Source organism: Sphingomonas sanguinis, assembly GCF_019297835.1.
Classification (GTDB): domain Bacteria; phylum Pseudomonadota; class Alphaproteobacteria; order Sphingomonadales; family Sphingomonadaceae; genus Sphingomonas; species Sphingomonas sanguinis_D.
This window is the reverse complement of the sequence record NZ_CP079203.1, coordinates 3,814,220-3,838,126: the sequence shown is the minus strand read 5'-3', so window position 1 is coordinate 3,838,126 and position 23,907 is coordinate 3,814,220. Positions and strand designations below refer to the sequence as shown.

The window sequence follows — 23,907 nt, the reverse complement described above, 5'->3', positions numbered from 1 at the left end:
TTACGCCTCGCTCTCCGCGACGCGCAGCAGCCCCTCGACATAGCGCGCGAACGACCGCCACACCTCGACATGGAAGCGATCCGGCGCGCGCCGCCATAGGACGATCTCGGCCTTGTCGTACATCGTCCGGGTGCACATGCCGACCGGGAACGCCGCGAGCGACAGGTCGAGCGCACAACCGCTCGCCAGCAACGTATCGGCGCTGGCTCGGTCATCGACGATCTCCAACGCTATCTGTCGGTGGCTGACATCGACCAGCGAGCACAAGGCGTCGGCCAGCCGCGCCTGCAGCGTGGCCACCCAGTCGTCCGGCGCATCGGCCGCCAGCAGCAGCCATTCGTCCGGCCCCAGCCACAGCGCCGCCAGCGTCTCGTCACAGGCAGAGCGGCATGCCGCGACCGGCAGCACGATCCCCAACCGCGTACCGACGGTGGCGATCATCGCCGCCGGACAGCGCAGCACGGCGCGACCGAAATGCCCCAGCGGGCGGATCGCGGCGCTGCCGGGGCCGAAGGGCGACGCGGGGGACAGGTCAGACATCGATGCGGCTCCCTTCCGGATCGTAGAAGATGGGCGACACGACCTCGACCGCGATCGGCCCGGCGGGCATCGGGATATGCAGCGTCTCGCCGAGCCGCTCACGGCCGCCGCGCACCAGCGCCAGCGCGATCGGCGCGTCGGCGGCGGGACTGTAATAGGCGGACGTGACATGACCGATCGGCGTCGTCGCGGCAGACAGAAGCACGATCTGCGCCCCTTCCTCCAGCACCGTTCGGCCGTCGGCGCTTTTCAGGCCGACGAGCTGCTTGCGGCCCGGCGCGGACAGCGCCGGGCGTGCCAGCGAGCGCTTCCCGACGAAATCGGGCTTGGCCTTGCCGATCGCCCATGACAGGCCGACATCGTCGGGCGTGACCGTGCCGTCGGTTTCCTGCCCGACGATGATATAACCCTTCTCCGCGCGCAGGACGTGCATGGTTTCGGTGCCATAAGGCACCATGCCGAACGTCTTCCCGCGTTCCCAGATCGCTTCCCAGACCTGCCGGCCATAGCCGCTCGGCACGTTCACCTCAAAGCCCAGCTCGCCGGTGAAGCTGACGCGCATCAACCGCATCGGCACGCCGCAGATGCGTGCGTCGGCAATGCTCATATGCGGGAAGGCCGCCGCCGACACGTCGAGCCCCTCGATCAGCGGCGCCAGGACGTCGCGCGCGCGCGGCCCCTGCACCGCGATGACGGACCATTGTTCGGTCGTCGAGGTCAGCCAGACGTTCAGGTCCGGCCATTCGGTCTGGAGATAGTCCTCCATCATGTTGAGGACCCGCGCCGCGCCGCCGGTGGTGGTGGTGACGTGGAAGCGATCCGCCGCCAGTCGCCCGACCACGCCGTCGTCGAGGACGAAGCCGTCCTCGCGCAGCAGCACACCGTAGCGACACTTGCCGACGCCCAGCTTGGTCCAGGCGTTGACGAAGAAGCGGTTCATGAACTCGGCCGCATCCGGCCCCACCACCTCGATCTTGCCGAGCGTCGAGGCGTCGAAGATACCGACGCCGCGGCGCACGGCGGCGCACTCGCGCGCGACCGCCGCATGCATGTCCTCGCCGGCAAGCGGGAAGTAATGCGCCCGCCGCCAGTTGCCGACATCCTCGAACGCCGCGCCCTGTTCCTTTGCCCAGTCGTTGATGGCGGTGATCCGCGCCGGATCGAACAGGTCGCCGCGCGCATGGCCGGCCAGCGTGCCAAACGTCACCGGCGTATAGGGTGAGCGGAAGGTCGTGAGGCCGATCTCGGGGATGGAGCGCCCCGTCGCTTCCGACACGATGCCCAGCGCATTGATGTTGGACAGCTTGCCCTGATCGGTCGCCATCCCCGTCGTCGTGTAGCGCTTGACGTGCTCGATCGACAGAAAGCCCTCGCGCGTGGCGAGCAGGATGTCCTTGGCGGTCACGTCGTTCTGCCAGTCGACGAACGCCTTGGCCTTGGTCAGGTCGCCCGACGTCGGGGCGGCGCCCATATAGCCTCCGACGCCTTGGGCATGGCGCAGCTCGACCGCCGGGACCTTCGCGGCAGACGACGGCGCGAAGCCGGCCGCCACCGCGGCCTCGCGGCCGCTGTCGATGCCGTCCGCCAACGCCTCGGCCAGCGCGAAGCGGCCGCGACACGCGCCCGCCGATCGCTCCGCCTCGGCGGAGACGTCCGGCAGATAGGCCTGCAGCGTCTCGTCCCAGGCAAGCTTGCCGCGCGATTGCGAAAACAGGTGGACGCTGGGCGTGAAGCCGCCCGCCATCAGCACCGCGTCACAGGCGTGACGGCGCGTCGTGCCCTCGGCGGTGATGGTGATCGACGTGACGCGCAGGCCACCGGTCGTCCCGTCGATCTTCGCATCGGTCACCACCGGCAGGCCCGCCTGCACTGCCACGTCCGACGCCGCCGAACGCGGACGGATGTCCGCGATCGCTGCGACCGTCACGCCCGCCGCCGCCATCTCGTGCGCGACGCGATAGGCATTGTCGTGCGCGCCGACGATGACGATCGTCCGCCCCACCGCGACGCCATATTGCTGGAGATAGGTCCGCGCGGCATCCGCCAGCATGATCCCGGGCCGGTCATTGTCGGGGAAGACCAGCGGGCGCTCGATCGCGCCGGTCGCCAGCACCACCTGCTTCGCGCGAACCTGCCACAGCCGCTCGCGCGGGGCGCCCTTGGCCGGCGATGCCAGATGATCGGTCAGCTTCTCGGTCAGCCCGATCCAGTTGTGCGGATAATAGCCGAACGCGATCGTGCGGGGCAGCAGCGTGACGTTGGGCAGCGCGGCGAGCGCCGCCAGTTCCCCGTGCAACCAGTCCGCCGCCGCCCGACCGTCGATCACGGTGTCGACCGCGGCCAGCAGCGACCCGCCGAAGCGCGCGCGATCGTCGCACAGGATGACCCGCGCGCCCGCCTCCGCCGCCTGCCGGGCCGCCGCGATCCCCGCCGGGCCGCCACCGATCACCAGCACGTCGCAATGCGCATAGCGCTGGGTATAATGGTCGGGATCGGGCACGCTCGGGGCGACGCCCAGCCCGGCGGCCTCGCGGATGCGTGGCTCGTACAACCGGTCCCACGCCTTTTTCGGCCACATGAACGTCTTGTAGTAGAAGCCCGCCGGAATGAAGCGGCTCAACAGCTTGTCGTTGACCGCCATGCGGTCGTTCTCGAGGCTGGGATGCCGGTTCTGGCTGACCGCATCCAGCCCGTCATACAGCTCGACCTGCGTCGCAAGAAGATTGGGGGTATAGCGCGCCGCATCGCGACGGATCCCGACCAGCGCATTGGGTTCGTCCGCACCGGCGCCCAGGATGCCGCGCGGCCGGTGATATTTGAACGACCGCCCGACCAGGTGCACGCCATTGGCCAGCAGCGCGGAGGCGAGCGTGTCGCCCTCCTGCCCCGCATAGCGCTTGCCATCGAAGGTGAAGTGGACCGTCGCGTCGCGGATCATGCTGCCGCGGGCGATACGGTGATGCGGGGGCTTCATGCGCGCTCCACCTCCGGGGGTTGTTCGCCAACCTTGTACGTCGCGAGGAACGTGTCGCTGCGCGTGTCGCGAAGGGCGTTGAAGAAACGGGCGCAGCCGTGCAGGTGCCGCCACCGCTCGGCATGGACGCCCTTCGGGTTGGACCGCGTGTAGAGATACGCCGTCCAGTCCTCGTCGCTCAGCTCGGCCGGGCGGACCGGGCGCGCGATATGCGCTTCGCCGCCATAGCTGAACTCCAGCTCGGGCCGCTCGCCGCAATAGGGACAGGTGATAAGCAGCATCGCTATGCCTCTCAGTGCGCGACGGCGGCGGCCGCCGCCTCGTCGATCATGAACCCGTCGCGGAAGCGCTCGATCGTATAGGGCGCGTTGATCGGGTGCGGCTCGTCCTTCGCCATCGTATGCGCCAGCAGATGCGCGGCACCCGGCGTCGCCTTGAACCCGCCCGTCCCCCAGCCGCAATTGACGTACAGACCCTTGACCGGCGTCTTGGCGATGATCGGAGAGCGATCCGGCGTCACGTCGACGATGCCGCCCCAGCTTCGCAGCATCCGCATCCGGCGAAACTGCGGGAAGAGTTCGCAGATCGCCTCCAGCGTATGGGTCGCGATGTGCAGACCGCCACGCTGGGTATAGCTGGTATAGGCATCGGTCCCGGCGCCGATCACCAGTTCGCCCTTGTCCGACTGGCTCATATAGGCATGGATCGTGTTCGACATCACCACGCACGGGAAGATCGGCTTGACCGGCTCCGACACCAAGGCCTGCAACGGATAGCTTTCCAGCGGCAGGCGAACCCCGGCCATGCCGAGCACCATGCTGGTATGCCCTGCCGCCGACACGCCGATCCGGCGCGATCCGATGAAGCCGCGGCTCGTCTCCACCCCCGACACCGCGCCCGATGCGTCGCGACGGATGCCGGTGACCTCGCAATTCTCGATGATGTCGACGCCGAGCGCATCGGCGGCACGCGCATAGCCCCAGGCGACGGCATCGTGCCGTGCGGTGCCGCCGCGCCGCTGCAACGCTGCGCCCAGCACCGGATAGCGCATGTTCGGCTCGATATTGAGCGGCGGGCAGAATTCCTTGGCCTGCTCCGGCGTCAGCCATTCATTGTCGACGCCATTGATCCGGTTGGCATGGACGTGGCGCTTGAAGACCTGCACGTCGTGGATGTTGTGCGCCAGCATCAGCACGCCGCGCTGCGAGAACATGACGTTGTAGTTCAGCTCCTGGCTCAGCCCCTCCCACATCTTCAGCGCATGGTCGTACAGCGCGGCACTTTCGTCGAAGAGATAGTTGGAGCGGATGATCGTCGTGTTGCGACCAGTGTTGCCGCCGCCGATCCATCCCTTTTCGACGACCGCGACGTTGCGGATACCGAACTGGCTGGCGAGATAATAGGCCGCGCCCAGGCCATGCCCGCCACCACCGACGACGATCGCGTCGTACGACGGCTTGGGCGTGGCGCGGCGCCATTGCGGCTGCCAGCCCTTGTGCCCGTTCAAACCCTGCCGGAACAGCGAGAATGCCGAAAAGCGCTGCATCACCATGTCCTTCCGCGCGTCATCAACCCCGCGCCGTGTCGTAGATCGGATAGCGACCGCACAGGGCGACCACGTCGGCGCGCACCTCGTCGATCAGCGCCTCCGGCACCTCGCCCTCCGACGCCGCGTCGAGGATGCGATTGATCAGGCGTCCCACCTCCTGAAAGGCGTGAACATCGAAACCGCGGCTCGTCAGGGCGCCGCTCCCCAGGCGAATGCCAGACGTCACGAAGGGTTTCTCCGGATCGAACGGGATGCCGTTCTTGTTGCAGGTGATGCCAGCCTCATCGAGCACCTGCTCGGCGCGCTTGCCGGTCAGCTTCTTGGGGCGCAGGTCGACGAGCACGACATGCGTGTCCGTGCCGCCGGATACGATCGTGTAGCCGTTCGCCGCCAGCACCGCCGCCAGCGCCTGCGCATTCTCCACGACGCGGCGGGCATAGTCCCGGAATTCGGGGCGCAGCGCCTCGCCGAAGGCGACCGCCTTGGCGGCGATCACATGCTCCAGCGGGCCGCCCTGGATGCCGGGGAAGATCGCGGAATTGAACTTCTTGGCCAGCGCCTCGTCATTGGTCAGGATCATGCCGCCACGCGGGCCGCGCAACGTTTTGTGCGTGGTCGTCGTCACCACATGCGCATGGTCGAGCGGATTGGGATGCGCCCCGCCCGCCACCAGCCCCGCGAAATGCGCCATATCGACCATCAGGAGCGCATCGACAGAGTCGGCAATCTCGCGGAACCGCGCGAAGTCGATCTGGCGCGGATAGGCCGATCCGCCGGCGATGATCAGCTTAGGGTGATATTCCTGTGCCAGCTCCGCGACCACGTCATAATCGATCCGCTGGTCGTCCTCACGCACGCCGTAAGGAATCGCATTCAGCCACTTGCCCGAGAAGGTCGGCGCGGCGCCATGGGTCAGGTGGCCGCCATGCGCGAGGCTCATTCCCATCAGCGTCTCGCCCGGCTTCATCAGCGCGAACTGCACCGCCATGTTCGCCTGCGCGCCCGAGTGCGGCTGGACGTTGGCGAACCTCGCACCGAACAGGCGGCATGCGCGGTCGATCGCCAGTTGTTCGGTGACGTCGACATGCTCGCACCCGCCATAATAGCGGCGACCGGGATAACCCTCGGCATATTTGTTCGTGAGGACAGAGCCTTGTGCCTGCAACACCGCGGTCGAGACGATGTTCTCCGATGCAATGAGTTCAAGCTTGTCGCGCTGTCGCCCCAGCTCGGCATTGATCGCGGCGTCGACCTCGGGATCGGTAAGGGCCAGCGGCCCGCCGAAGAACGCCTGGCCGGCGTCGCCGCCGCGATTGCTCGTATCCGCCATGAATGTCCCCCTTGTCTCTGCCGGGCAGGATGCGGACTCACTCGACTGACCGCTGGGACAAGCGCGCCGCCAATCGTGAAGATTTGCGACAACCTGCCAAAGGGAGGGACATGAGATTTTTGACGTCAATCCCGCCAGCGTGGGAATGCCTTGCTACCGGAATCACGGGGCGATCCCGCACATCATGGAGGCAGTTAGTCCACTGGGGCGCTATGCGATCGTCGAGCGCGATATAAGTGACGGTCCCCCGGGTTCTCATCCGGACATGATGCGAGTTTCCGGCCTGCATCCGCCGGGGTTAGCCAGCCGAAAGCCGTGTGAGGGCGGCTCTCGTTATAGTCGCGCCGCCAGGCCTCGATCTTGGCCCGAGCGTCCGCCAGCGACAGGAACCAATGACTGTTCGGACACTCGTCGCGAAGCCGGCGTTGAAGCTCTCGACGAAGGCGTTGTTGGTCGGTTTGCCCGGCCGCGAGAAATCGAGCGTGACGCCGTTCTCATACGCTCACCGGTCGAGCGCCTTCGAGATGAACTCCGGACCGTTGTCGACCCGAATGCTGTTCGGCGCACCACGTACTGACACGATGCGCGTTGCCTTCAGCGTCGTAACGTCTCTGATCGGTGCCTTGTCTCTGGCACTGAAGAGATACTGATCATCGATCGAGCCGGTTGAGAGCGCTTCATGCTCCGTTCGCAGGCGACGAAGAAGGGCTACCGCCGGTTCAGACAGCGCCACAAGATGCGGTAGCTTCATCTTCATGCGTTGCGCCGGGATCGACCACGCCGCTCCATCGAGATAAAATTCACGCCATGTCGCGCGCCGCGCCTCGTTCGAGCGAAGTGCAGCGAGGATCGTGAGCTTCAGCTCGTCCCGGCCACGCTGTTCGCTTCCGCCACCAACTGCGACCAGAAGGCGGGGACTTCTGCGTAGGCCATCGCTGCTCGGTGGGTGAACTGCTGCCGTTGCTTCGGCAAGCCTCGTGTCACCGACCGCAGCGCCACTTCGGCCGGGATGCACCCCTTGATGTGTGCGAAATCGAGAATGGCCCCGATCCGCTGCAGGATGCGACGGGCTGTGTCTGGGATCGTCAGCCAGATCGGCTCGAGCACCAGCAACACTTCCTTGGTGCCGATCTCAGGAAGCACATGGTTCTCAAGGCTGGATAGCCAGGAGACATGCCGCCGATTCTTCCAGCTGCCGCTCAAAGCTTCATAGCAGCGTTCGCAATTCTGGAGATAGCAGTGGGAAATCTATAAACAATCACAACACAGCACCAATTTAAATCTCAATATTTTTACAACAAACGACACGCTCCGCTAAATCTGTTCTCTATCCGTAGGGGGCACCAGCGACTGCCGGGATGGCAGGTTACGCGGTCTTCGTAGATTTCATCTACGCTTTATTCGCTCCGGCACGCTGCCCCCATGGGTCGGCCGAATTCGTTGAGAAGCTGACGCTCCTCTTCGTCTAGTGGATCTTCCAATCGACGATCGCACGCAGGCCCAGCACCACCACGCCCGGTGCGTCGCGCAGGCCGGCGGGGCGATGCACATATTGCACATCGGGCTGGAGCGTCAGGAAGCGTGCGACCCGGTCGCTATAGGTCAGCTCGAACGTGCTTTCCGATCGGGTCAACGGGGCCTCCTCGGGGGGATTGGCCCGGCGATAGGCACGGCTGAGCCCGGCCGTGGCGAAACCGATCGAGACCAGCGAGTCGGGGCGCGACGGCAGGACCCCGTAACCGGTTACGCCGACCTGCATCCCGTCGCCGAACGGCGTGGTCAGCCCGTCGGACAGCCCCGCGCGCAGGAAGGCGGTCCAATGCCCGGCCTTGCCCGCCTCACCGACCAGATCCTGCTCGACCAAGGCATAGAGGCCATGCGAGACGGCGGTATCGGGGCCGAGCGTGATGCCCGGCGGGACGATGCGTTGCTGGCGGTCGGTATAGGTCCAGCCGCCGACCGTGATCGCCGTCCGTCCCCTGATCCCCGCCTCAGCGATCATCAGCGCCGATCGGGGGCCGCCTTCATCCGCCACCCCGCGCGGGGCGCGTATCACCGCCGCCTGCACATAATGACGCTTGCCCTCCATCCGCACGCGGATCGCCAGATCGGTCTGGGGGAAGATGGACGGTCCGTTGGGTCCCGTCGCCGCCAGCTCCGACCCGATGCCGAAGGCGGGCGCGATCAGGGCGGCAGCGGCCGGATTGGCGTAGAATTCGCTGTTCAGGTCATATTTGCCGACCAGCACCGACCCGCGATTCCCGGCGAAGCGCTGTTGCACCCAGGCCTGATAGAGCAGCAGATCGGGGCTGCCGACCTCGATATTGTTGACCCCCTGCAAGGTGCCCGCAATGTCGTTGGGCCGCGCCCCCGCATTGCTCAGGACACCGACATAGGCGCTGGCGCCATGCCAGCCCGCCGCGCGGTCCAGATCGATCGACGCCATCACGTCGACATTGTCGAGGAAGCGCGCACCCCGCGCTCCACCGCCCGCCGCGACACCGACCAGGTCGGCCTTGTAGAGCAGGTCCAGGCTGAAGGCGTCGGTCTTCTCGTCCTCGCCCTCGTCACTGGTTTCGGTGCGCGGCTCCTCCTCCTGCGCCAGGACGGGCGACGGCAATATGGCCAGCATCGGCGCGGCCAGCAGCATGATCGATTGACGAAGCGTCATCGTCATATTCCTCTTTGCGACTGACGGGCGGGAACGACGGCCCCGCCCCCTCCTTCACGCGGCGACCGCCTCACAGGCGTAGCGGGCATCGTCGGCGAGCGCCGCGATCGCCTCCATGTCGAGCAGCCCGACAAACTGCTCGTCCCGACGAAGCACGCCCGCCAGACGCCAGGGTCCGCGCTGCGGCACGATGGCGGGCACGTCCTGCCTGTCCGCAGGGGCATGACACGCCACGTCGACGACCTGATCGACCAGCAGACCCAGACAGGGACCATTCTGTCCGGTCTCGACGATCAGGATACGCGGGTCGTCCCCGGCCGCCGCCATGCGGGTGGCGGCAAAGGCACGCAGGTCGATCACCGGCACCGATTGTCCCCGCAGGTCGATCAGCCCCACCAGCCAGTCCGGTGCGGAAGGCACGCGAAAGGTCGGACGGCGATCCAGTATCTCGCGCACCACGGTCACGGGCAAAGCGAACAGCGCGCCGTCGATCGCGAAGACGACCGTTTCGGTCTGCCCGTTCATGCCGCGCGTCCGAAGGCGCGGTCATCCTCGTCGGCACCACCCGGCGTCAGGTCGAGCGCGAAACCGCGCGACGACGGCAATGGCCTGGCCGAACCCGAGCCGGAAGCCTGGGGCCTGGACGCCTTGCGGGCGGCCGGGCGACGGGCGGTCTGGCTCCGGCCCGCCTCTTCGATACGGAAATAGGAGATGCTGGACTGCAACTGGCCAGCCCTTTCCGCCAGCTGCTCGGAGGTTGTCGACATCTCTTCGGACGCGCTGGCATTTTGCTGCGTGACCTGATCGAGCTGCTGGATCGCCTGATTGATCTGCACCGCGCCGATATCCTGTTCACGGCACGCGGCGCTGATCTCGGCGACCAGTTCGGCGGTGCGGCGGATGTCGGGGACCAGCTTGGTCAGCATCTCACCCGCCTGGGTGGCAGCGCCAACGGTGTCGGAGGACATGCCGCTGATTTCGGCCGCCGCCGTCTGGCTGCGTTCCGCGAGCTTGCGGACTTCGGCCGCCACGACCGCGAAGCCGCGACCATGTTCGCCCGCACGGGCCGCCTCGACGGCAGCATTGAGGGCGAGCAGATCGGTCTGGCGGGCGATCTCCTGCACGATGCCGATCTTCTCCGCGATGGTGCGCATGGCGACGACCGCCTTCTGCACCGCCTGGCCGCTCTGTTCCGCGTCCAGCGACGACTGGCGTGCGATCTTCTCGGTCTGGGTGGCGTTGTCGGCATTCTGTTTGATGTTGGCGGCCATCTGCTCCATCGACGACGAAGCCTCTTCCGCCGCAGCCGCCTGCTCGGTCGCGCCCTGGCTCACCTGCTCCGAGGAGGACGACAGCTGCTGGCTGCCCGCCGCGACGCTGGAGGCCGCTTCGGTCGCCTCGCCGACAACGATGCGCAGACGCTCGACCATCGCGACCAGCGCATGGCCCAGCTTGTCCTTGCCCGACAGCGGCTGATGCTCGACGGTCAGGTCGCCCTGCGCGATGTGATCCGCCAGCGTCGCCGTCGTCCGCAGATTGTCGGTCATGTGATTGACGACATCGACCAGATCGCGAATTTCATCGTTGCTCGACACCTCGACCTTCTGGTCCAGGTCGCCCATCGCCACCGCGCCCAGGGCGGTGGAAACGCGGCCCAGACCATGGGATACGATCCGGCTGATCCACAAGGCGCCCGCCATGGCGATCAGGAAGGCCGCCGCCGCCACGACCAGCAGCATCACACGCGACTCGGCGTAAAGCTCATCGCCTTCGCGGTCGGCGGTCTGCAATTCGGTACGCTGACGCTCTACGATCTTGTCGACGATATCGCCGATGCGCACCGACGCCTTGTTGGCGACGCCCAGCGAAATCACCGATGCCTCCGCATTACGATTGGCCAAAGCGAGCTGAACCGCCTTGTCCGCGATGGACTTATATTCGGTCCATCCCCGTTGCGCCTCCGCATACATCTCGCGATCGGCGGGGTCCTGGGTCTGCAGCGCCTCGCCGATCAACCGATCCCCGCGATCACGCTGCTTTCGGAGCTTCGCATATTGATCGGCCATGAAGTCGGGATTGTCGCTCAATGCCAGATTCTTCTGGGCCACGATTGAGGACGTCATCGCATCGTTGAACTGCTGAATACGGTCTAGCGATGCAACCGGATCATCCACCATGTTGCTTTGGGCGGTGTTGAGGGTCGAAAGGCGATTGACGCTGAACCCCACGATAATCGCCAGCATCACTAACACGACGGCAAATGTCGTTACCAGCTTCATCTTGATCGTGGCCCGCATGTTTCAGTCCCCTGTTCACATCACCGCGCCAAAGTGCAAAGAACTATGCGCAACCACTATAGTTACGGAATTGAGCAACATTGGCGTCTTACGAATTTTGCAGGGCTATCCCGACCCTGCGGGAGCTGATATATTACGGGAATTTAATATAAGGTTGTCCGTTTATACCGTGTTTTATTAACCACATACTTTCCAGAACATGGTCGCCCCGCCTATCGTCACGATTAAGACAATGACTTTCCAGAAGAAATAGGCATATTCCCACCGCTCTGGAATTTGCTTTGGGGTCATAACAAGGTAGAATATTGATCGAGAGACGGGGATGGGGGCATTACCGTCATCGTCAGAACGGGATCCATTGCCCATCAGAGCAGCGCGTGATTCGTCCGAGCGCCCCTTGAAGCTAGGAAACCAGCGCCTCGCCAATGCAGGCGCCAGAGGAGGCCATCAATAGCCAGCCCAAGCCCTTTGTCGGACGTGGTGAAGCGGTAGCGGGGTCTTTACGGGTGCAGCTTATCCATCGTCAGGCCGACAAGAGGACGGACCGCCACGACCGGCCTGCGTCGTGAGCGCCCGTCCATTTGGCCGCGATCGCCCGCCTGATCCTTAGCTGGAGGAAATGCGCCAGCGATCGATCGTGACCTTTGCCTGGCCGCGCACCGGCTCGACGCCGATGGCCATGCCGTTGAACCACTCGTCGCCTGTGATCACCTTCTTCTCTATCAGGAATTGGAGCAGGCTTTTGATATCCAGCGTGCCGGATACGACATCGGCACCGCCATCGGCGATCACCATGATGAACTTTCCGACCTTATAGACACGCCAGCGGCGGCCCGCCGGGTCCACATGGTCGCCGATGACCTGACCGGTCTTGGCGAAGACGATGGAGGTGGCGGACGGGTGCAGGAAATAGCCGATCTCGACGATCTTGCTGTCGCTGTCCCCCGCCGCCGAGGTGAGATAGAATTCGTTCAGGACATTGTATTCGCCGGTCGAGCTGCCCTGGGTCATGGCGAAATCGACCAGCAGCGACCGAAGCGCGGACACCCTGGCGGGCGGCACCGCGACCTTCGGCACACCGCTGTCATAATTGCCGTAAGCGATATGGACATAGCCATAGACGCCGCAGCCATAGCTGTTGGGATTGTCCATCGGCGCCTTGGTCGAGATCACCGTGTCGTCGGGGAAGGTCGAAGGCAGCAGGCTGATGCTGTTGACCAGATCGACGCCCACCACCAGCTTGCTGGTGTAGAGCGTGCACCAGGGGCTGGCATAGCCGATGAAGCTGCCGCGCGAGTAGAACATCCGGTCGCCGAGCAGAACGCGGTTGGGGTCGCTATCCTTGCTCGAACCCTGGGGCGTCGTGCTCGCATCGGGGGTCGGCGTGGGCGTCGGAGTCGGGGTGGGAGTCGGCGTCGGCGTCGGGCTGGGCACTGGCGATACTGAGCCGCCCGCGACCACGGCGATGGCCTGCCCGGCGGTGCTCGGCGCGCCCGAATCCCCGCCTCCCCCGCAAGATGTCAGGAGCGATGCCAGAAGGGCCATGGAATAACCGCGGCGATATGACGTCATCATGCTTGTCCTTGGGCGCACCTGCGGGAAGGCGCTTCGGAATGAGCCTTAGTTCGACAAGATTACCAAGCGGTTAGCTTCGTTCGCAGTTGCGGCGAATGAAGGGCGCAGGCCCGACCCGGTTCGGGACGATTGGGGGCCGGGTCGGTAAGGTTAACGATTGACGCGACTGGCGCCGTTGCCCACACCCAAGCCATGCAAAGTTCGTCTCCACTGGCGCTTGGCCTTGCCATAGCATGGCTGTTGCTATGCCTCGGCGTGGCTGTCTTCCTGCTGGTCAGACGCTGGCTGCGCAGCCGTCGGCGTCGCCGCATGTGGGACAATTATTTCCGCGAGTGACCGGATGGCCGCGCGGATGTCAGCCCCAGATCAGGCTGGCGACGACCGCCACTCCCACGCCCAGCGCGATCGGACCCGCGAGACGGGAGAGAAGCTGAACCGCGCGTTCGTCGAAGGGCACCGGCGGCTCGGGCTGGTCGACGACCAGGCGCACATCGGCACCCGCCTCGATCGCGTCGAGCGCGGCATCGCGAACGTCCGTCGAGGGTGCGACCTCGGACATCATCTTGTGAGCAGTCACGGCAGCCTCCTGCCATCCGCAGTGCCAGCGAAAGGTTAAGAATCGGTACACGGGAGGTCGGGACTGCTCAATAGCAGTCTCATGACCAGTCCTTCATCGACTCCGTTTCCGGATATCCCGCTCAATACGCCTTGTCATGCACGACGACGGTCAGCGTCCGAAACAGGATGAAGATGTCGCGGAAGATCGACCAGTCCGACACATATTCCAGATCGCTGAGCAGCCGGTTGGTCAGGTCGTCGCGATGATCGGTCGCGCCGCGATAGCCGCGCACCTGCGCCAGGCCGGTGATGCCGGGCTTGATCGAGTGACGCAGCCAGTAACGCTGGTCGACATGCCAGAACAGGTCGGGCCCCGCCTTGGACCCCAGCGCGTGCGGGCGCGGGCCGACCAGCGACATGTCGCCTTCCAGCACGTTGAACAGCTGCGGCAGCTCGTCGACGCTGGTCGCGCGGATGATCCGGCCCACCCGCGTGATGCGCGAGTCGTCGCGCGAGGCCGAGCGGTTGCCCGTCCCGTCCGCGCTCTCGTGGCGCATGCTGCGGAACTTGTAGACGTTGAACAGGCGGTTGGAGCGGCCCATACGCTGCTGGCGGAACAGGAGCGGGCCGGGACTGTCCAGCTTCACCGCGATCGCGATGACCAGCAGCAGCGGACACAGCGCGATGATCGCGGGCACGGTGATCGCCAGGTCCAGCATACGCTTCAGGATACGATCGGGCAGGTCGAGCGGCCCCTGCGAGACGGGCACGGTCGGCAGATGCGTCCGCTCGTGATCGCGCACGGCGGCGATGCCCTGCAATTCGGGCATGAGCAGATGGCCCATGCACCCGACCGACTGGAGATACAGCGCCCAGTCGCCGCGCCGCTCCGCCGGGCAGGACACCACGACCATGTCATAGCCCGCGACCAGCCAGGAGAAATTGCTGAGGCCGATGGGATCATGAATATCGGGCTTCAGCGCCGTGTCGCGCGTGCTGATCCGCTCGAAGGACGAGGGCAGATGCTCGATCGGCAAGGGCGGATCGTCCTCGATCAGCAGATTGTTGTCGAACCGCTGCTCCAGCTTGTCGCGCACGATCCGCACGACCACCGCGCGCGTGACGAGCAGCAGGATCGTGGTCAGGATCGCCGTGGTGATGAAGATTCCGCGCGAGAAAATGCCGCCCGTCTTGCCGAAGAAGATCAGCGTCACCGCGATCGCCAGCGTGATGAACCAGGCGTGCAGCGAGCGGATCGCGCCGACATGGTAGGACTTCATCGCCGGTGCAGTGTAAACCCGCACATAGAAGTTCGCGATCATGAAGATCGGGATCGTGGCGAGGATCAGCAGGACGTCGTCATGGTACAGGCGGTTGGCCTTGAAATCGAGCAGATCCCCGACCAGCGAGGCCCCGCCCAGCGCCAACGGAATGGAAATGATGTCGAGGAGCAGTTGGACCAGATAGACCGACATGCGGACCAGCCTGGAACCATAGCGCCGATGGATGCCCGGCAGGGCTGCCACGCGTTCCTGTTCTTCGGCCTTGTGCAGCCTCATTACCCGTCACGCCCCCTTATGTCACAGCCAACACATCTGGCTGCGCCGTCATTTCCGAAATTCCGCAACGAGCCTGTCGGCCCGTCCCATCACTGCCGATGCACCGCCATCCGCGAACCGTTTCGTCTCCCGCCATCGACGCCCGCTCCGGCGACAGTCCGGGCGCCTAATTTACCTGTGCAAAGCGCATCTAAATCGGTCCCACGACGTTTCCCATATGAGAGACTAGCCATGTTTTGATTTTGTCCTATAACGGCACAGAGCAGAACACTGCGATAGCGTAACGATCAAAGGGCGCGGAATGATGGGGGAGTATGCTTCGGTGGCTGACGTGGGACGCCTTGCGACCGAAACGAAACTGGTTCGGCAGTTTCGGCTGGACGATATCGAACGACGCGCCTCGGCGGCTCTCGGATATGCACTGCTCGCCGCTACCGCGATGACGATTGCCTGGACAATCAGCACCTTGGTTTGATCTTCCTGCGCCAGCACGACGCCCCCTCCCCCCGATAATGGAGGGAGGATGCTCCGTCACGCCCCGATGAAACCGCGCAGCCGCTCGACCAGCTGCACGCGCGCTGGCCCCTGGGTCAGTTGTGCGGCCTCGAGCGTGCCGGTCGTCATATATTGCTCCAGCGCCTCGTCCGAATCGGCGACATAGATGCCGCTGCGGTCGCGCAGGACCTGCACGGTTGCGAGTTGGTGATCGTTGCGATGCTCGCCGAGCGCCGCGCGGCGCGGGAACAGGACGACCGGCTTCTGTACCTTCAGCGCGCTCAGCACCGTACCGATCCCGGCATGGCCGACGATCAGGTCGCAACGCTTGATCGCCTCGTCGAAGACGGTCGGCGCCATCTGCGCATGGGTCTTGAGATACGGATAGTCCACCCCCGGCTCGCAGGTCTGGGCGACGATCTCGATGCCATGGCGCGCGGCGATATCGTCGAGCAGCGTCAGGAAGCGCGGAAACGGAAGCTGGGTTCCGACGGTGGCGAAAATCACAGCACGGACCCCGCATATTCAGCGCCGAATTCGCGCGCGACATCGGGCCATTGCGATAGCCAGAGATCGGCATAACGCTTGGCCTTCAGCCCCGCCATCGACATGGTTTCGGCATTGGCGATGCTGTCGACCCAGATGGTCCGCGCGCCCAGCCGTCGGCCCAGTGCCAGCGCGATCACGCCCGGCAAGGCCCCCGTCGAGATGACCACCGCCGGGCGCACCCGGACCAACAGACGCAGGATCGCGAACAGGCTGGCGACCGCGCGCACGGGCTCGTTGCGATTGCAGTCGGGCACGATCGTCACCCGCGTCAGACCCGCCCGCTCGCCCAGACCGGCCAGCGTCGTCGCGAAATGCACGTCATGCCCGTCGAACGCACCGCGTAGCAGCTGCAACTGCTCCCAATGCCCCCCGCCCGAGGCGATCGCCAGCACGCGCTTGCCCGACGTGGCGCCCCCCCGGACGCTCATCGACCGCTCGCCCCGATGACGCCGCCGCCGATCGGCAGCCTAGTCAACGAAATGAAGTATGTCACGATGTAGGTCTCCACGAGTTCCCCTGCTCCCGATCCATATGCAGTCCGCCCCCGTTCCACCAGCCGCCATATCATGCGGTGCACAACGCGATTGTCCCCTCACCGGACATCAGGCAGGCATCATGTCCAATTTCACGAGGCCGGTTCCTGGCGCATCGCGGCGCGAATGGCGGGCATCATGGCGGCGACGGCCTCGACCGAGCCTTCGCGGGTCAGATGCACATTGTCGAACTGCATCGGAACGCCCTGGCGGGTGACGACCCGGCATCGTCTGTCGGGGCACAGCAGGCGGAGCGGCGAGATATAGGTGCCCCCACCATCCTGCACCGCCGCCCCCATCGCATCGTCGAGCGACCACAATCCCTCCTCCAGACTGGCCCGCGCCCGGTCGCCGGAGGGGTCGAAGAACAACAGTCGCGGCAGCGCGCTGGTGTAGCGCGGCATCGGTCCGATCACGATCACTCGCTGCCCGCGCGCCCGTTCGGCCACCATCGTGCGCCGGATCATGGCGACATCCTTGTCGTGCCAATTGCCCGCGAGCATCACCGCCGCCGGGTGGTGGGCCGGTGCCCAGCGTGTCAGCAAGTCGCCGAAGAAGCGGCTGCACAACAACCATGGCATGTCGGGGAAAAGCTTGGGCGTGCAGCCGATCATCGTGGCCTGCCGGATATCGAATCCCCCGGCGTCAGCCGCGAAACCCGGCCATAGATGCGCAGCGACACTGTCGCCGACCAGCAGAATGGTCGGCCCCGGCGCCCGACGGGCCAGGCACGTCCGGTCGTCGAAGCGACCGCCATCCAGGACGAAGCAGCTGCCCCGCCGATAGGCCGCCTCTTCGTCCCGATCGAGCACTTGGCCCAGTGCCGCACGACGGGGTTCGAAACGGTCCGGAAAGCCCCTTCCCGCAATCAGCACACCGGCGAAGGTCAGCCCGATCGCCATCACTATCCCCGCCCCCATCAGGACGCGCCGCGTGGACAACCCCTCCAGGGGGCGCCGCAACCGCACCTCGAACAGGTGATAGGACAGCACGGCCAGCACCAGCGACACGCCGATCTGACCCGTCTTCGTCACTGCCGTCTGCGGCAGGAAGAGCCAAAGCTTGGCGAAGACGATGACCGGCCAGTGCCACAGGTACAGCGAATAGGAGATCAACCCGATCCAACGCACCGGACGCAGCGCCAGGAGGCGACCGACCAGCGTATCCGGCCCCGTCGCGATGATGGCCACCGTGCCCAACACCGCAGGCAGGGCATTCAGTCCCGGAAAGTCCAGCGGCTCCTTGAAGAAGCGGATGCACCACAGGATCGCGATCAGTCCCGCCAGGCCCAAGGCCTCGCGCCCGATCCGCGCCGCGCGCGGCGGTATCGAGCGCAGGGCCGCAGGCGTCGTGCCGACCGCCAACAGCCCCCCCGCCGCCAATTCCCAGAAACGGAAGGGGATCAGATAGAAGGCGGCGGGCATGTCGGTTGCCACCATCCAGACCGACGCGGCGAAGGACAGCAGGATCAGCGCCGCGATTACCGGGACGAGCCCGGCACGACGTCGCATCAGCCAGGCGATCAGCAGCGGCCAGACGAGGTAGAATTGCTCCTCGACCGCCAGCGACCAGGTATGGAGCAACGGCCGCGAACCGGCGACCGCCGTGAAATAGCCGGTGTCGCCGTAGAACTGGATATTCGACGCGAACAGGATCGTCGCGGCCAGCGACTGCCCATAGGCGGCCAGCTCGGTCGGGGTCAGCGCGATGAACGACAGGACGGATACCACGACCAGCAGCGCGAACAGGGCTGGAAAGATACGCAGAACGCGCCGCCGGTAAAAACCGGCGATACTGTAGCGTCCGGCCGCCATGTCGCGGACGAGAATTCCCGTAATCAGATAGCCGGAGATAACGAAGAAAATGTCGACCCCGATGAACCCGCCCAGGAAACCATGAACCCGAACATGGTTGAACAGGATCGGCACGACCGCCAGCGCGCGCAGCCCCTCGATATCGGCACGAAAGCCACGGGCATGCCGAACCGCAGCCCCATGATCGCCATGGCTCGCCGCCGCCAAAGTCGCTCCGCTGCCCCATTTTCTCAACGACATGCCAGGGCTATAGGCCTACCCGCGCGTCCATCTCAATCGCGCGGATAGGCCCCTCCATCCCAAAACGAACCCGAAAGACGCTACGGCGCCTCTTGCCCGAGAGTCAGGGGCGATCGACATTCAGCCATAGCTATCCTTCCCTCGCCCCTCATAGAGGGGAGAGGGTTGCGCAGGCTTGGTCTTTGCGTGAGCAAAGACTTAGTCGGAGCTGGGTGAGGGGTGATTGCTCGCAAAGCGAGCGCGAGCCTCCGGCTTGCTCAACCCCTCACCCAAGCTGCGCTAGCCAGCAGGCTGGCAAGCTCCGCTAACCTTCTCCCCTGTCCATGGGAGAGGGAGGAAAGGGCCATTATGAATGTCGATCCGGCCTAGTTCCTCATACGGCTCAACGCAGGACCGACAGCGCCGCCTGCACCACGGGCTTGACCGCGATCAGCCCGGCCGTGCTGGGGTGGGTGCCGTCGCCGCCCGCCATGAAGCGGGGATTCCACACGCCGCCGTCGAGCACCGGGCCATGTTCGAACGCGGTCGAGGTTTCCAGATGCCCCGCAATGTCGATCACCCCCGCCGATCCCGGCATCGGCCCGCTACGCAGCGCGGTGTTGAACGCGGTCCGCTGGGTCGAGGACGGCGCAACCGTCTGGTTCGCGGCCGTCCGCCAGGAATCCGAGCTGGAGGTGGTCGGCGGCAGCGTGGTGTCATAGACCGACACACCCGACAGCGCGCTCCGGATCGTGGCGCGATCCGCCGCCAGCTGCGTGGCGGTGCGCCCGGAGGTGATGTCGTTGATCCCCAGTTGCAGCACCGCCGCCGTCGCGCCGCCCAGTGCCAGCATCTGCCGACGCCGGGTCGAGCCCACCGCATACCAGGTTGCCCGATCACCGGGCACGCCGTAATTCAGGTGCGGCCCCCATTCCGCGAGCGCCCGGCCGACCAGCCCGCGCCCGCCGCTGGGGTCGAACAGCGTATCGCCCACCCCCGCCGTGATGCTGTCGCCGACCACGCCCCAGACCGGCCGATCCGAGCGGCCACGCACCAGCACCGGGAACACCGCATTGGCCGGGCCGCTGCCCAGCACGGTGGCGTTCATGGTGAAGTCGTCCGTCGTCCCGACTTGATATTCGTCGCCCATCCCACGGTCGCACACATTGGACCAGCCGCAGGACGGCACCGTTCCACCCGACAGATAGCGATAATCGCCCGCGATCCGGAACCGTGCATAGGGCGGGATCGCGACCGGCAGCGGCACGAGATCGGTCAGTCCCACCGCATTGTCGGCGACCATGCCCATCGCCGCGCCGTTCCAGGTCAGCCGGGTGAAGGTGCCGAGCGGATATTCCACCGACAGCGCGACGGTCAACGGGCCGCCGCAGCCCGTCTCCACCCCGCTCAGCGCCGAGTTGATAAGGCCGTTCCAGATGCCGACCTGAATCGCGGTAAGCGGCACGTAAGACATCTGCCAGCATCGCCAGCCGCTGCGCGTCTGGGCACCCGATTTCTGGTTGGCGAGCGCCACGCGGTTACCGACATGCCGGAGCGCGGCCGGATAGAGCGTCCGGCGCGGGTCGCTGCGCGCGAGCGTCGAGGCGGAAAGGCCACCGCCATTGCCGGAGGTCCGGGGCATCAGGCTTCCCCCACCAGATCGGTGGCGGTGGTGCCGGTCGCGCGGACATATTGCGCGCGGACCGCAATATAGCTGCCATCCGAAAGGTTGCGATAGGTCACGTCGGCCGTGGCCCCCAAACCGCGCAACGTCACGTCGCCGCCGGTCCCGACATAGATGCCCTTGGGGATCACGGCGACCTCGTTGCTGTCATGCGGCACAAGGGCATAGGGCGCGAGCGAAGGCGACAAGGCACTGTCGCCCATCATGGCAAAGGGATCAGGCATGAAGGCTTCTCCTGCCGCCCGCCCGACCATCGGACGAATCGGCGGAGTTCCCTATATGTTCACATTCGACCTGTAGGACAGCTCGGATAATTCAGAGCCGCAAGGGCCACACCCGCCCATTTCCCTCATGCAGGGGAAACGGGCGGGCCTTGTGGTCAGCGACCGACCTTAGCGCTGCGAGAAGGTGCCCGACAGGCGACTGGTCAGCGGGCCGAGCAGGAAGCCCAGCGCGCTGCGTGGCTTGGTCGCGACCACCACCTCGACCGGCGTACCGGCGCGCACGCCGCCTTCCACCTCACCCATCCGGGCGACGCGGTTCAGCTCGGCGGCCGACAGGCGGACGGTCGCGGTATAATAGGGCTGGCCGGTCTTCTCATCTTCCTGGCTGTCGGCCGAGACGCGCGACACGACGCCCTTGACCGGCGGCAGCAGCCGTCCGTGCAGGACCGACAGCTTGACCTCGGCGGCCTGCCCCGGCCGCAGATCATTGGCATCGGCGACCGAGACGCGGGTCTCGACGCTCAGCGCGCCCCGCTCCGGCACGATTTCCAGCAGCGGTGCGCCCGCCTGGAGCACGGCGCCCGGCACCCGCGTCCGCAACGCGGTCACGACGCCGTCGCTCGGTGCGCGGACCACGGTGCGGCGAAGCTGCTCGGCCGTCGCCTGCCATTGCGGCAGCGCGGTGGCGAATTCGGTCTGCGCGGCGCGGAGCCGTTCGGCCGACTGGCGCGACCGTTCGCTCCGGGCCTGCACCAGCTGGAGCCGGGCTTCCCCGGCGGCGCTGTGCAGCCGGGCAATCTCGGTGACGGCCGCCCCCGTATCGCCGTCGATCGCCGCGACCGAGCGTTCCAGCGCCAGCAGGCGCGGCTTGGTCGCCAGTCCCTTCTGGTACAGGGTGCGATAGCTGGCGAGTTCCTCGTTGCTGAGTTCGCTCTGGCGGCGGCTGGACAACAGGCGCTGGCGATAGCCGTCGATCTGGTGGCCGATCTGTGCGCCACGATCCGCCAGCACGCCGCGCTCGGACGCTTCCAGCGCGCGGCCCGCCTCGAACTGGGCCTGCGCCATGCGCATCGCATCGTCGGCGATCCGCCGGTCGTCGCCGGTCAGCGTGGCGAAGCGCGCCGGAGCCGTGATGGTCGGGCGATTGGCAAGCTCCGCCTCCAGCCGGGCGATCTCCGCCTCCAGCCCCAGCGTCCGCGCCGCCATGGCCCGCTCCTGCGCGACCGCATCGACATCGGCAAAGGCAACGAGCATGTCGCCGCGCCGCACATGGTCGCCATTATGGACCGGCACGGTGGAGACCACCCCCGACTGCGGCGCCTGAATGACCTGACGCGCCTCGTCGATACGGACGACGCCCTGCCCGATCACCGCCGCATCGAGCCGCGTCGTCACGGCCCAGCCGCCGAAACCGAGCACCAGCGCCCCGGCAAGCGCGGCCCCGATCATCAGCTCCTTGCGCGGATCATCGTTCGGCAGACGGTCCGGGGCGCTCCACGGGCCGACCGGATTGTGCGTGATGGCGCTCATTGAAAGGCAACCCTTGTCTTGAAGGAAGCGGGCGTGACGGGCGCCTCGGATTCGGCGGGACGAAGTTCGGCCCTGGGGGCGAGGCGCTGAACGCGCCCGGCCGCCATCACCAGCAGCTTGTCCGCCGCCGCCAGCATATCCATGCTGTGGCTGGCGAACAGGATCGTGACGCCGCGCTGGCGCAGATCGCCGAGCAGGCTGGCAAAGCATTGCTGCGCCTCCGCGTCGAGATTGGCGGTCGGCTCGTCGAGCAGCAGGATGGCGGGATTGCCATAGAGCGCACGGGCCAGCGCGATGCGCTGTGCCTGACCGGCGGACAGGCCGACGCCCCCGGCGCCACCGATCTGCGTGTCATAGCCCATGGGCAGCCGCCCGATCATCTCATGCGCGCCGACCGCCTGCGCCGCCGCCAGCACGTCGCGGTCGATCGCCGCCGGATCGCCGCCCAGCACCCCTGCGAAGCGCGAGATATTCTCCTTCACCGAACCGGCGAACAGCACATAATCCTGCGGCATGAAGCCGATATGCGCGGCCAGCGCCTCGCCGTCCCAGTCAGCGCGCGACACGCCGTCGAAGCGGACATGCCCGCGCGCGGCCTCGCACCCGCCCGCCATGGCGCGGATCAGCGTCGACTTGCCCGACCCGCTGGGCCCGATGATGCCGATCACTTCGCCCGGCGTGACCGAGAAGCTGGCATCGGCCAGCGCGACGCGCTCGGTGCCGCTGGCCAGCACGGTCAGGTTCTCGACCTGGATGGTGCCGGTCGGGGCGGGAAGCTGGGTCGGCACATGGGTCACCCGCACGCCGAACGCCGCGTCGAGGCGAGTGAAGGCGATGCGCGACTGGAGGATGGTCTTCCACGCGCCTACGACCTGCTCGATCGGGGCCAGCGCGCGCGCCATCAGCAGCGAGGCGGCGATCATCGAGCCTGCCGAAATGTCATTGGCGATGACCAGCACCGCGCCCAGCCCCAGCACCGCCGATTGCAGCGCCAGGCGCACGAACTTGATCCAGCCGCCATAGGTGTTTGCGGCGAAGCTGGCGCGCATCTGCAGCGTGTTGGCGGTCGAACGCTCGATCATCTGGAGCGAGACCAGCGCCCGCGCCATGCCCAGCGCCCGCACTTCGGAGGCATGGGCGGTGGCATGGGCCTGTCGCTGATGCGCGATGCTGGCCGCATCGCCCGCCAGCTTCATCGGACGGCTGGTCGCGCGCTCATTCGCCAGCGCCAGCACCAGCAGCAGCCCCGCCGCGCCGATCGTCATGACGCCCAGCGACCAGTGGAGCATGAAGGCGACGATGATGTAGATCGGCGTCCAGGGCAGGTCGAGCAGAGCGACGATCGCCGGGCTGGCGATCCCCTGGCGCAGCGTGTCGACGTCGCGGACGACCTCGGCGCGCTGCAGGCGGCTCAGCCCCGAATGGCGCAGCGCCAGATCGAGCGCGGGACCGGTCAGCTGCGCCTCCAGCCGCAGGCTCGCGCGCGCCAGCACCCGCGACCGCAGCCATTCGAAGGTTGCCATCGCGGCGAGCGCGGCCAGCGTCAGAAGCCCGATGGCCACCAGCGTCGCGATGCCGCCGGTCGGCACGACCCGGTCATAGACCTGGAGCATGAACAGCGACGGCGACAGGTACAGCAGATTGCCGATGGCGCTGAACCCGGCCGCCACCATCAGGTGAGGCCGACACGTGGCGATGGCGGCCCGAATCCAGGGCCTCTCGCTGACGGCGTCTTGCATGGTGAAAACCCTTTGACCTCACGGAATTGCGTAGTCGGCATTTGCAACCGCAGCGGTTAAAATCCCG

20 protein-coding genes and 1 pseudogene are annotated in these 23,907 nt (G+C 66.2%); 1 reads left to right on the top strand and 20 read right to left on the bottom strand.

The window, feature by feature from the left end; genetic code table 11:
- The 11 genes and pseudogenes from KV697_RS17830 to KV697_RS17780 form a co-directional block, all read right to left on the bottom strand.
- A complete protein-coding gene (locus KV697_RS17830) occupies positions 1-540 on the bottom strand; it encodes a sarcosine oxidase subunit gamma (protein ID WP_257575423.1) in 540 nt (179 codons plus the stop codon).
- A complete protein-coding gene (locus tag KV697_RS17825) occupies positions 533-3,514 on the bottom strand; it encodes a sarcosine oxidase subunit alpha family protein (RefSeq protein WP_219019325.1) in 2,982 nt (993 codons plus the stop codon). Before KV697_RS17825 ends, KV697_RS17830 begins: the two co-directional genes overlap by 8 nt.
- On the bottom strand, positions 3,511-3,795 hold the full coding sequence (locus KV697_RS17820) for a sarcosine oxidase subunit delta (protein ID WP_219019324.1): 285 nt from the start codon (positions 3,793-3,795) through the stop codon (positions 3,511-3,513). The genes KV697_RS17825 and KV697_RS17820 overlap by 4 nt, the downstream gene beginning before the upstream one ends.
- 11 nt (positions 3,796-3,806) lie before the next feature.
- Positions 3,807-5,060, bottom strand: coding sequence for a sarcosine oxidase subunit beta family protein (locus KV697_RS17815; protein ID WP_219019323.1), 1,254 nt, complete (start codon positions 5,058-5,060; stop codon positions 3,807-3,809).
- 22 nt (positions 5,061-5,082) lie between these two features.
- Entirely contained in the window at positions 5,083-6,393 is a 1,311-nt protein-coding gene (gene glyA, locus KV697_RS17810) for a serine hydroxymethyltransferase (protein ID WP_219019322.1), read from the bottom strand.
- A 194-nt stretch (positions 6,394-6,587) separates the two neighbouring features.
- Positions 6,588-6,976 (bottom strand): annotated as a pseudogene (locus tag KV697_RS17805) (integrase core domain-containing protein); the annotation flags it as partial.
- A gap of 275 nt (positions 6,977-7,251) precedes the next feature.
- On the bottom strand, positions 7,252-7,596 hold the full coding sequence (locus KV697_RS20190; protein WP_257575903.1) for a phage integrase central domain-containing protein: 345 nt from the start codon (positions 7,594-7,596) through the stop codon (positions 7,252-7,254).
- Positions 7,597-7,858: 262 nt separating this feature from the next.
- Complete coding sequence (locus tag KV697_RS17795) at positions 7,859-9,064, bottom strand: carbohydrate porin (RefSeq protein WP_219019321.1); 1,206 nt, start codon at positions 9,062-9,064, stop codon at positions 7,859-7,861.
- 54 nt (positions 9,065-9,118) lie between these two features.
- A complete protein-coding gene (locus KV697_RS17790; protein ID WP_219019320.1) occupies positions 9,119-9,589 on the bottom strand; it encodes a chemotaxis protein CheW in 471 nt (156 codons plus the stop codon).
- Positions 9,586-11,361, bottom strand: a complete 1,776-nt coding sequence (locus KV697_RS17785) for a methyl-accepting chemotaxis protein (protein WP_219019319.1) — start codon at positions 11,359-11,361, stop codon at positions 9,586-9,588. The genes KV697_RS17790 and KV697_RS17785 overlap by 4 nt, the downstream gene beginning before the upstream one ends.
- A gap of 606 nt (positions 11,362-11,967) precedes the next feature.
- Complete coding sequence (locus KV697_RS17780; RefSeq protein ID WP_219019318.1) at positions 11,968-12,933, bottom strand: hypothetical protein; 966 nt, start codon at positions 12,931-12,933, stop codon at positions 11,968-11,970.
- A 195-nt stretch (positions 12,934-13,128) separates the two neighbouring features.
- Between KV697_RS17780 and KV697_RS17775 the strand changes: the two genes are divergently transcribed.
- On the top strand, positions 13,129-13,272 hold the full coding sequence (locus KV697_RS17775; RefSeq protein WP_219019317.1) for a hypothetical protein: 144 nt from the start codon (positions 13,129-13,131) through the stop codon (positions 13,270-13,272).
- Positions 13,273-13,291: 19 nt separating this feature from the next.
- Here the strand turns inward: KV697_RS17775 and KV697_RS17770 are convergent, their stop codons facing one another.
- The 9 genes from KV697_RS17770 to KV697_RS17730 form a co-directional block, all read right to left on the bottom strand.
- Positions 13,292-13,513, bottom strand: coding sequence for a hypothetical protein (locus KV697_RS17770; protein WP_219019316.1), 222 nt, complete (start codon positions 13,511-13,513; stop codon positions 13,292-13,294).
- A 121-nt stretch (positions 13,514-13,634) separates the two neighbouring features.
- Positions 13,635-15,053, bottom strand: coding sequence for a sugar transferase (locus KV697_RS17765; protein WP_257575422.1), 1,419 nt, complete (start codon positions 15,051-15,053; stop codon positions 13,635-13,637).
- Between the two features lie 531 nt (positions 15,054-15,584).
- On the bottom strand, positions 15,585-16,055 hold the full coding sequence (locus tag KV697_RS17760) for a glycosyltransferase (protein WP_219019315.1): 471 nt from the start codon (positions 16,053-16,055) through the stop codon (positions 15,585-15,587).
- Positions 16,052-16,525, bottom strand: coding sequence for a glycosyltransferase (locus KV697_RS17755; protein WP_219019314.1), 474 nt, complete (start codon positions 16,523-16,525; stop codon positions 16,052-16,054). Before KV697_RS17755 ends, KV697_RS17760 begins: the two co-directional genes overlap by 4 nt.
- A gap of 197 nt (positions 16,526-16,722) precedes the next feature.
- Positions 16,723-18,684 carry an acyltransferase family protein gene (locus KV697_RS17750; RefSeq protein ID WP_219019313.1) on the bottom strand — a complete coding sequence of 654 codons (1,962 nt, stop codon included), beginning with the start codon at positions 18,682-18,684 and terminating at the stop codon, positions 16,723-16,725.
- A 382-nt stretch (positions 18,685-19,066) separates the two neighbouring features.
- Entirely contained in the window at positions 19,067-20,305 is a 1,239-nt protein-coding gene (locus KV697_RS17745; protein WP_219019312.1) for an SGNH/GDSL hydrolase family protein, read from the bottom strand.
- A complete protein-coding gene (locus KV697_RS17740; protein WP_219019311.1) occupies positions 20,305-20,571 on the bottom strand; it encodes a spike base protein, RCAP_Rcc01079 family in 267 nt (88 codons plus the stop codon). The genes KV697_RS17745 and KV697_RS17740 overlap by 1 nt, the downstream gene beginning before the upstream one ends.
- A gap of 168 nt (positions 20,572-20,739) precedes the next feature.
- On the bottom strand, positions 20,740-22,101 hold the full coding sequence (locus tag KV697_RS17735) for an HlyD family type I secretion periplasmic adaptor subunit (RefSeq protein WP_219019310.1): 1,362 nt from the start codon (positions 22,099-22,101) through the stop codon (positions 20,740-20,742).
- A complete protein-coding gene (locus tag KV697_RS17730; RefSeq protein ID WP_219019309.1) occupies positions 22,098-23,774 on the bottom strand; it encodes a type I secretion system permease/ATPase in 1,677 nt (558 codons plus the stop codon). Before KV697_RS17730 ends, KV697_RS17735 begins: the two co-directional genes overlap by 4 nt.
- Positions 23,775-23,907: the final 133 nt, after the last annotated feature.

What these genes read in the sequence shown, in the direction of transcription:
- KV697_RS17830 (WP_257575423.1), bottom strand. Translation starts at nt 540, where the DNA reads ATGTCTGACCTGTCCCCCGCGTCGCCCTTCGGCCCCGGCAGCGCCGCG.
- KV697_RS17825 (WP_219019325.1), bottom strand. Translation starts at nt 3,514, where the DNA reads ATGAAGCCCCCGCATCACCGTATCGCCCGCGGCAGCATGATCCGCGAC.
- KV697_RS17820 (WP_219019324.1), bottom strand. Translation starts at nt 3,795, where the DNA reads ATGCTGCTTATCACCTGTCCCTATTGCGGCGAGCGGCCCGAGCTGGAG.
- KV697_RS17815 (WP_219019323.1), bottom strand. Translation starts at nt 5,060, where the DNA reads ATGCAGCGCTTTTCGGCATTCTCGCTGTTCCGGCAGGGTTTGAACGGG.
- glyA (WP_219019322.1), bottom strand. Translation starts at nt 6,393, where the DNA reads ATGGCGGATACGAGCAATCGCGGCGGCGACGCCGGCCAGGCGTTCTTC.
- KV697_RS17795 (WP_219019321.1), bottom strand. Translation starts at nt 9,064, where the DNA reads ATGACGCTTCGTCAATCGATCATGCTGCTGGCCGCGCCGATGCTGGCC.
- KV697_RS17790 (WP_219019320.1), bottom strand. Translation starts at nt 9,589, where the DNA reads ATGAACGGGCAGACCGAAACGGTCGTCTTCGCGATCGACGGCGCGCTG.
- KV697_RS17785 (WP_219019319.1), bottom strand. Translation starts at nt 11,361, where the DNA reads ATGCGGGCCACGATCAAGATGAAGCTGGTAACGACATTTGCCGTCGTG.
- KV697_RS17780 (WP_219019318.1), bottom strand. Translation starts at nt 12,933, where the DNA reads ATGACGTCATATCGCCGCGGTTATTCCATGGCCCTTCTGGCATCGCTC.
- KV697_RS17775 (WP_219019317.1), top strand. Translation starts at nt 13,129, where the DNA reads ATGCAAAGTTCGTCTCCACTGGCGCTTGGCCTTGCCATAGCATGGCTG.
- KV697_RS17765 (WP_257575422.1), bottom strand. Translation starts at nt 15,053, where the DNA reads ATGAGGCTGCACAAGGCCGAAGAACAGGAACGCGTGGCAGCCCTGCCG.
- KV697_RS17755 (WP_219019314.1), bottom strand. Translation starts at nt 16,525, where the DNA reads ATGAGCGTCCGGGGGGGCGCCACGTCGGGCAAGCGCGTGCTGGCGATC.
- KV697_RS17750 (WP_219019313.1), bottom strand. Translation starts at nt 18,684, where the DNA reads ATGTCGTTGAGAAAATGGGGCAGCGGAGCGACTTTGGCGGCGGCGAGC.
- KV697_RS17745 (WP_219019312.1), bottom strand. Translation starts at nt 20,305, where the DNA reads ATGCCCCGGACCTCCGGCAATGGCGGTGGCCTTTCCGCCTCGACGCTC.
- KV697_RS17740 (WP_219019311.1), bottom strand. Translation starts at nt 20,571, where the DNA reads ATGCCTGATCCCTTTGCCATGATGGGCGACAGTGCCTTGTCGCCTTCG.
- KV697_RS17735 (WP_219019310.1), bottom strand. Translation starts at nt 22,101, where the DNA reads ATGAGCGCCATCACGCACAATCCGGTCGGCCCGTGGAGCGCCCCGGAC.
- KV697_RS17730 (WP_219019309.1), bottom strand. Translation starts at nt 23,774, where the DNA reads ATGGTGGCGGCCGGGTTCAGCGCCATCGGCAATCTGCTGTACCTGTCG.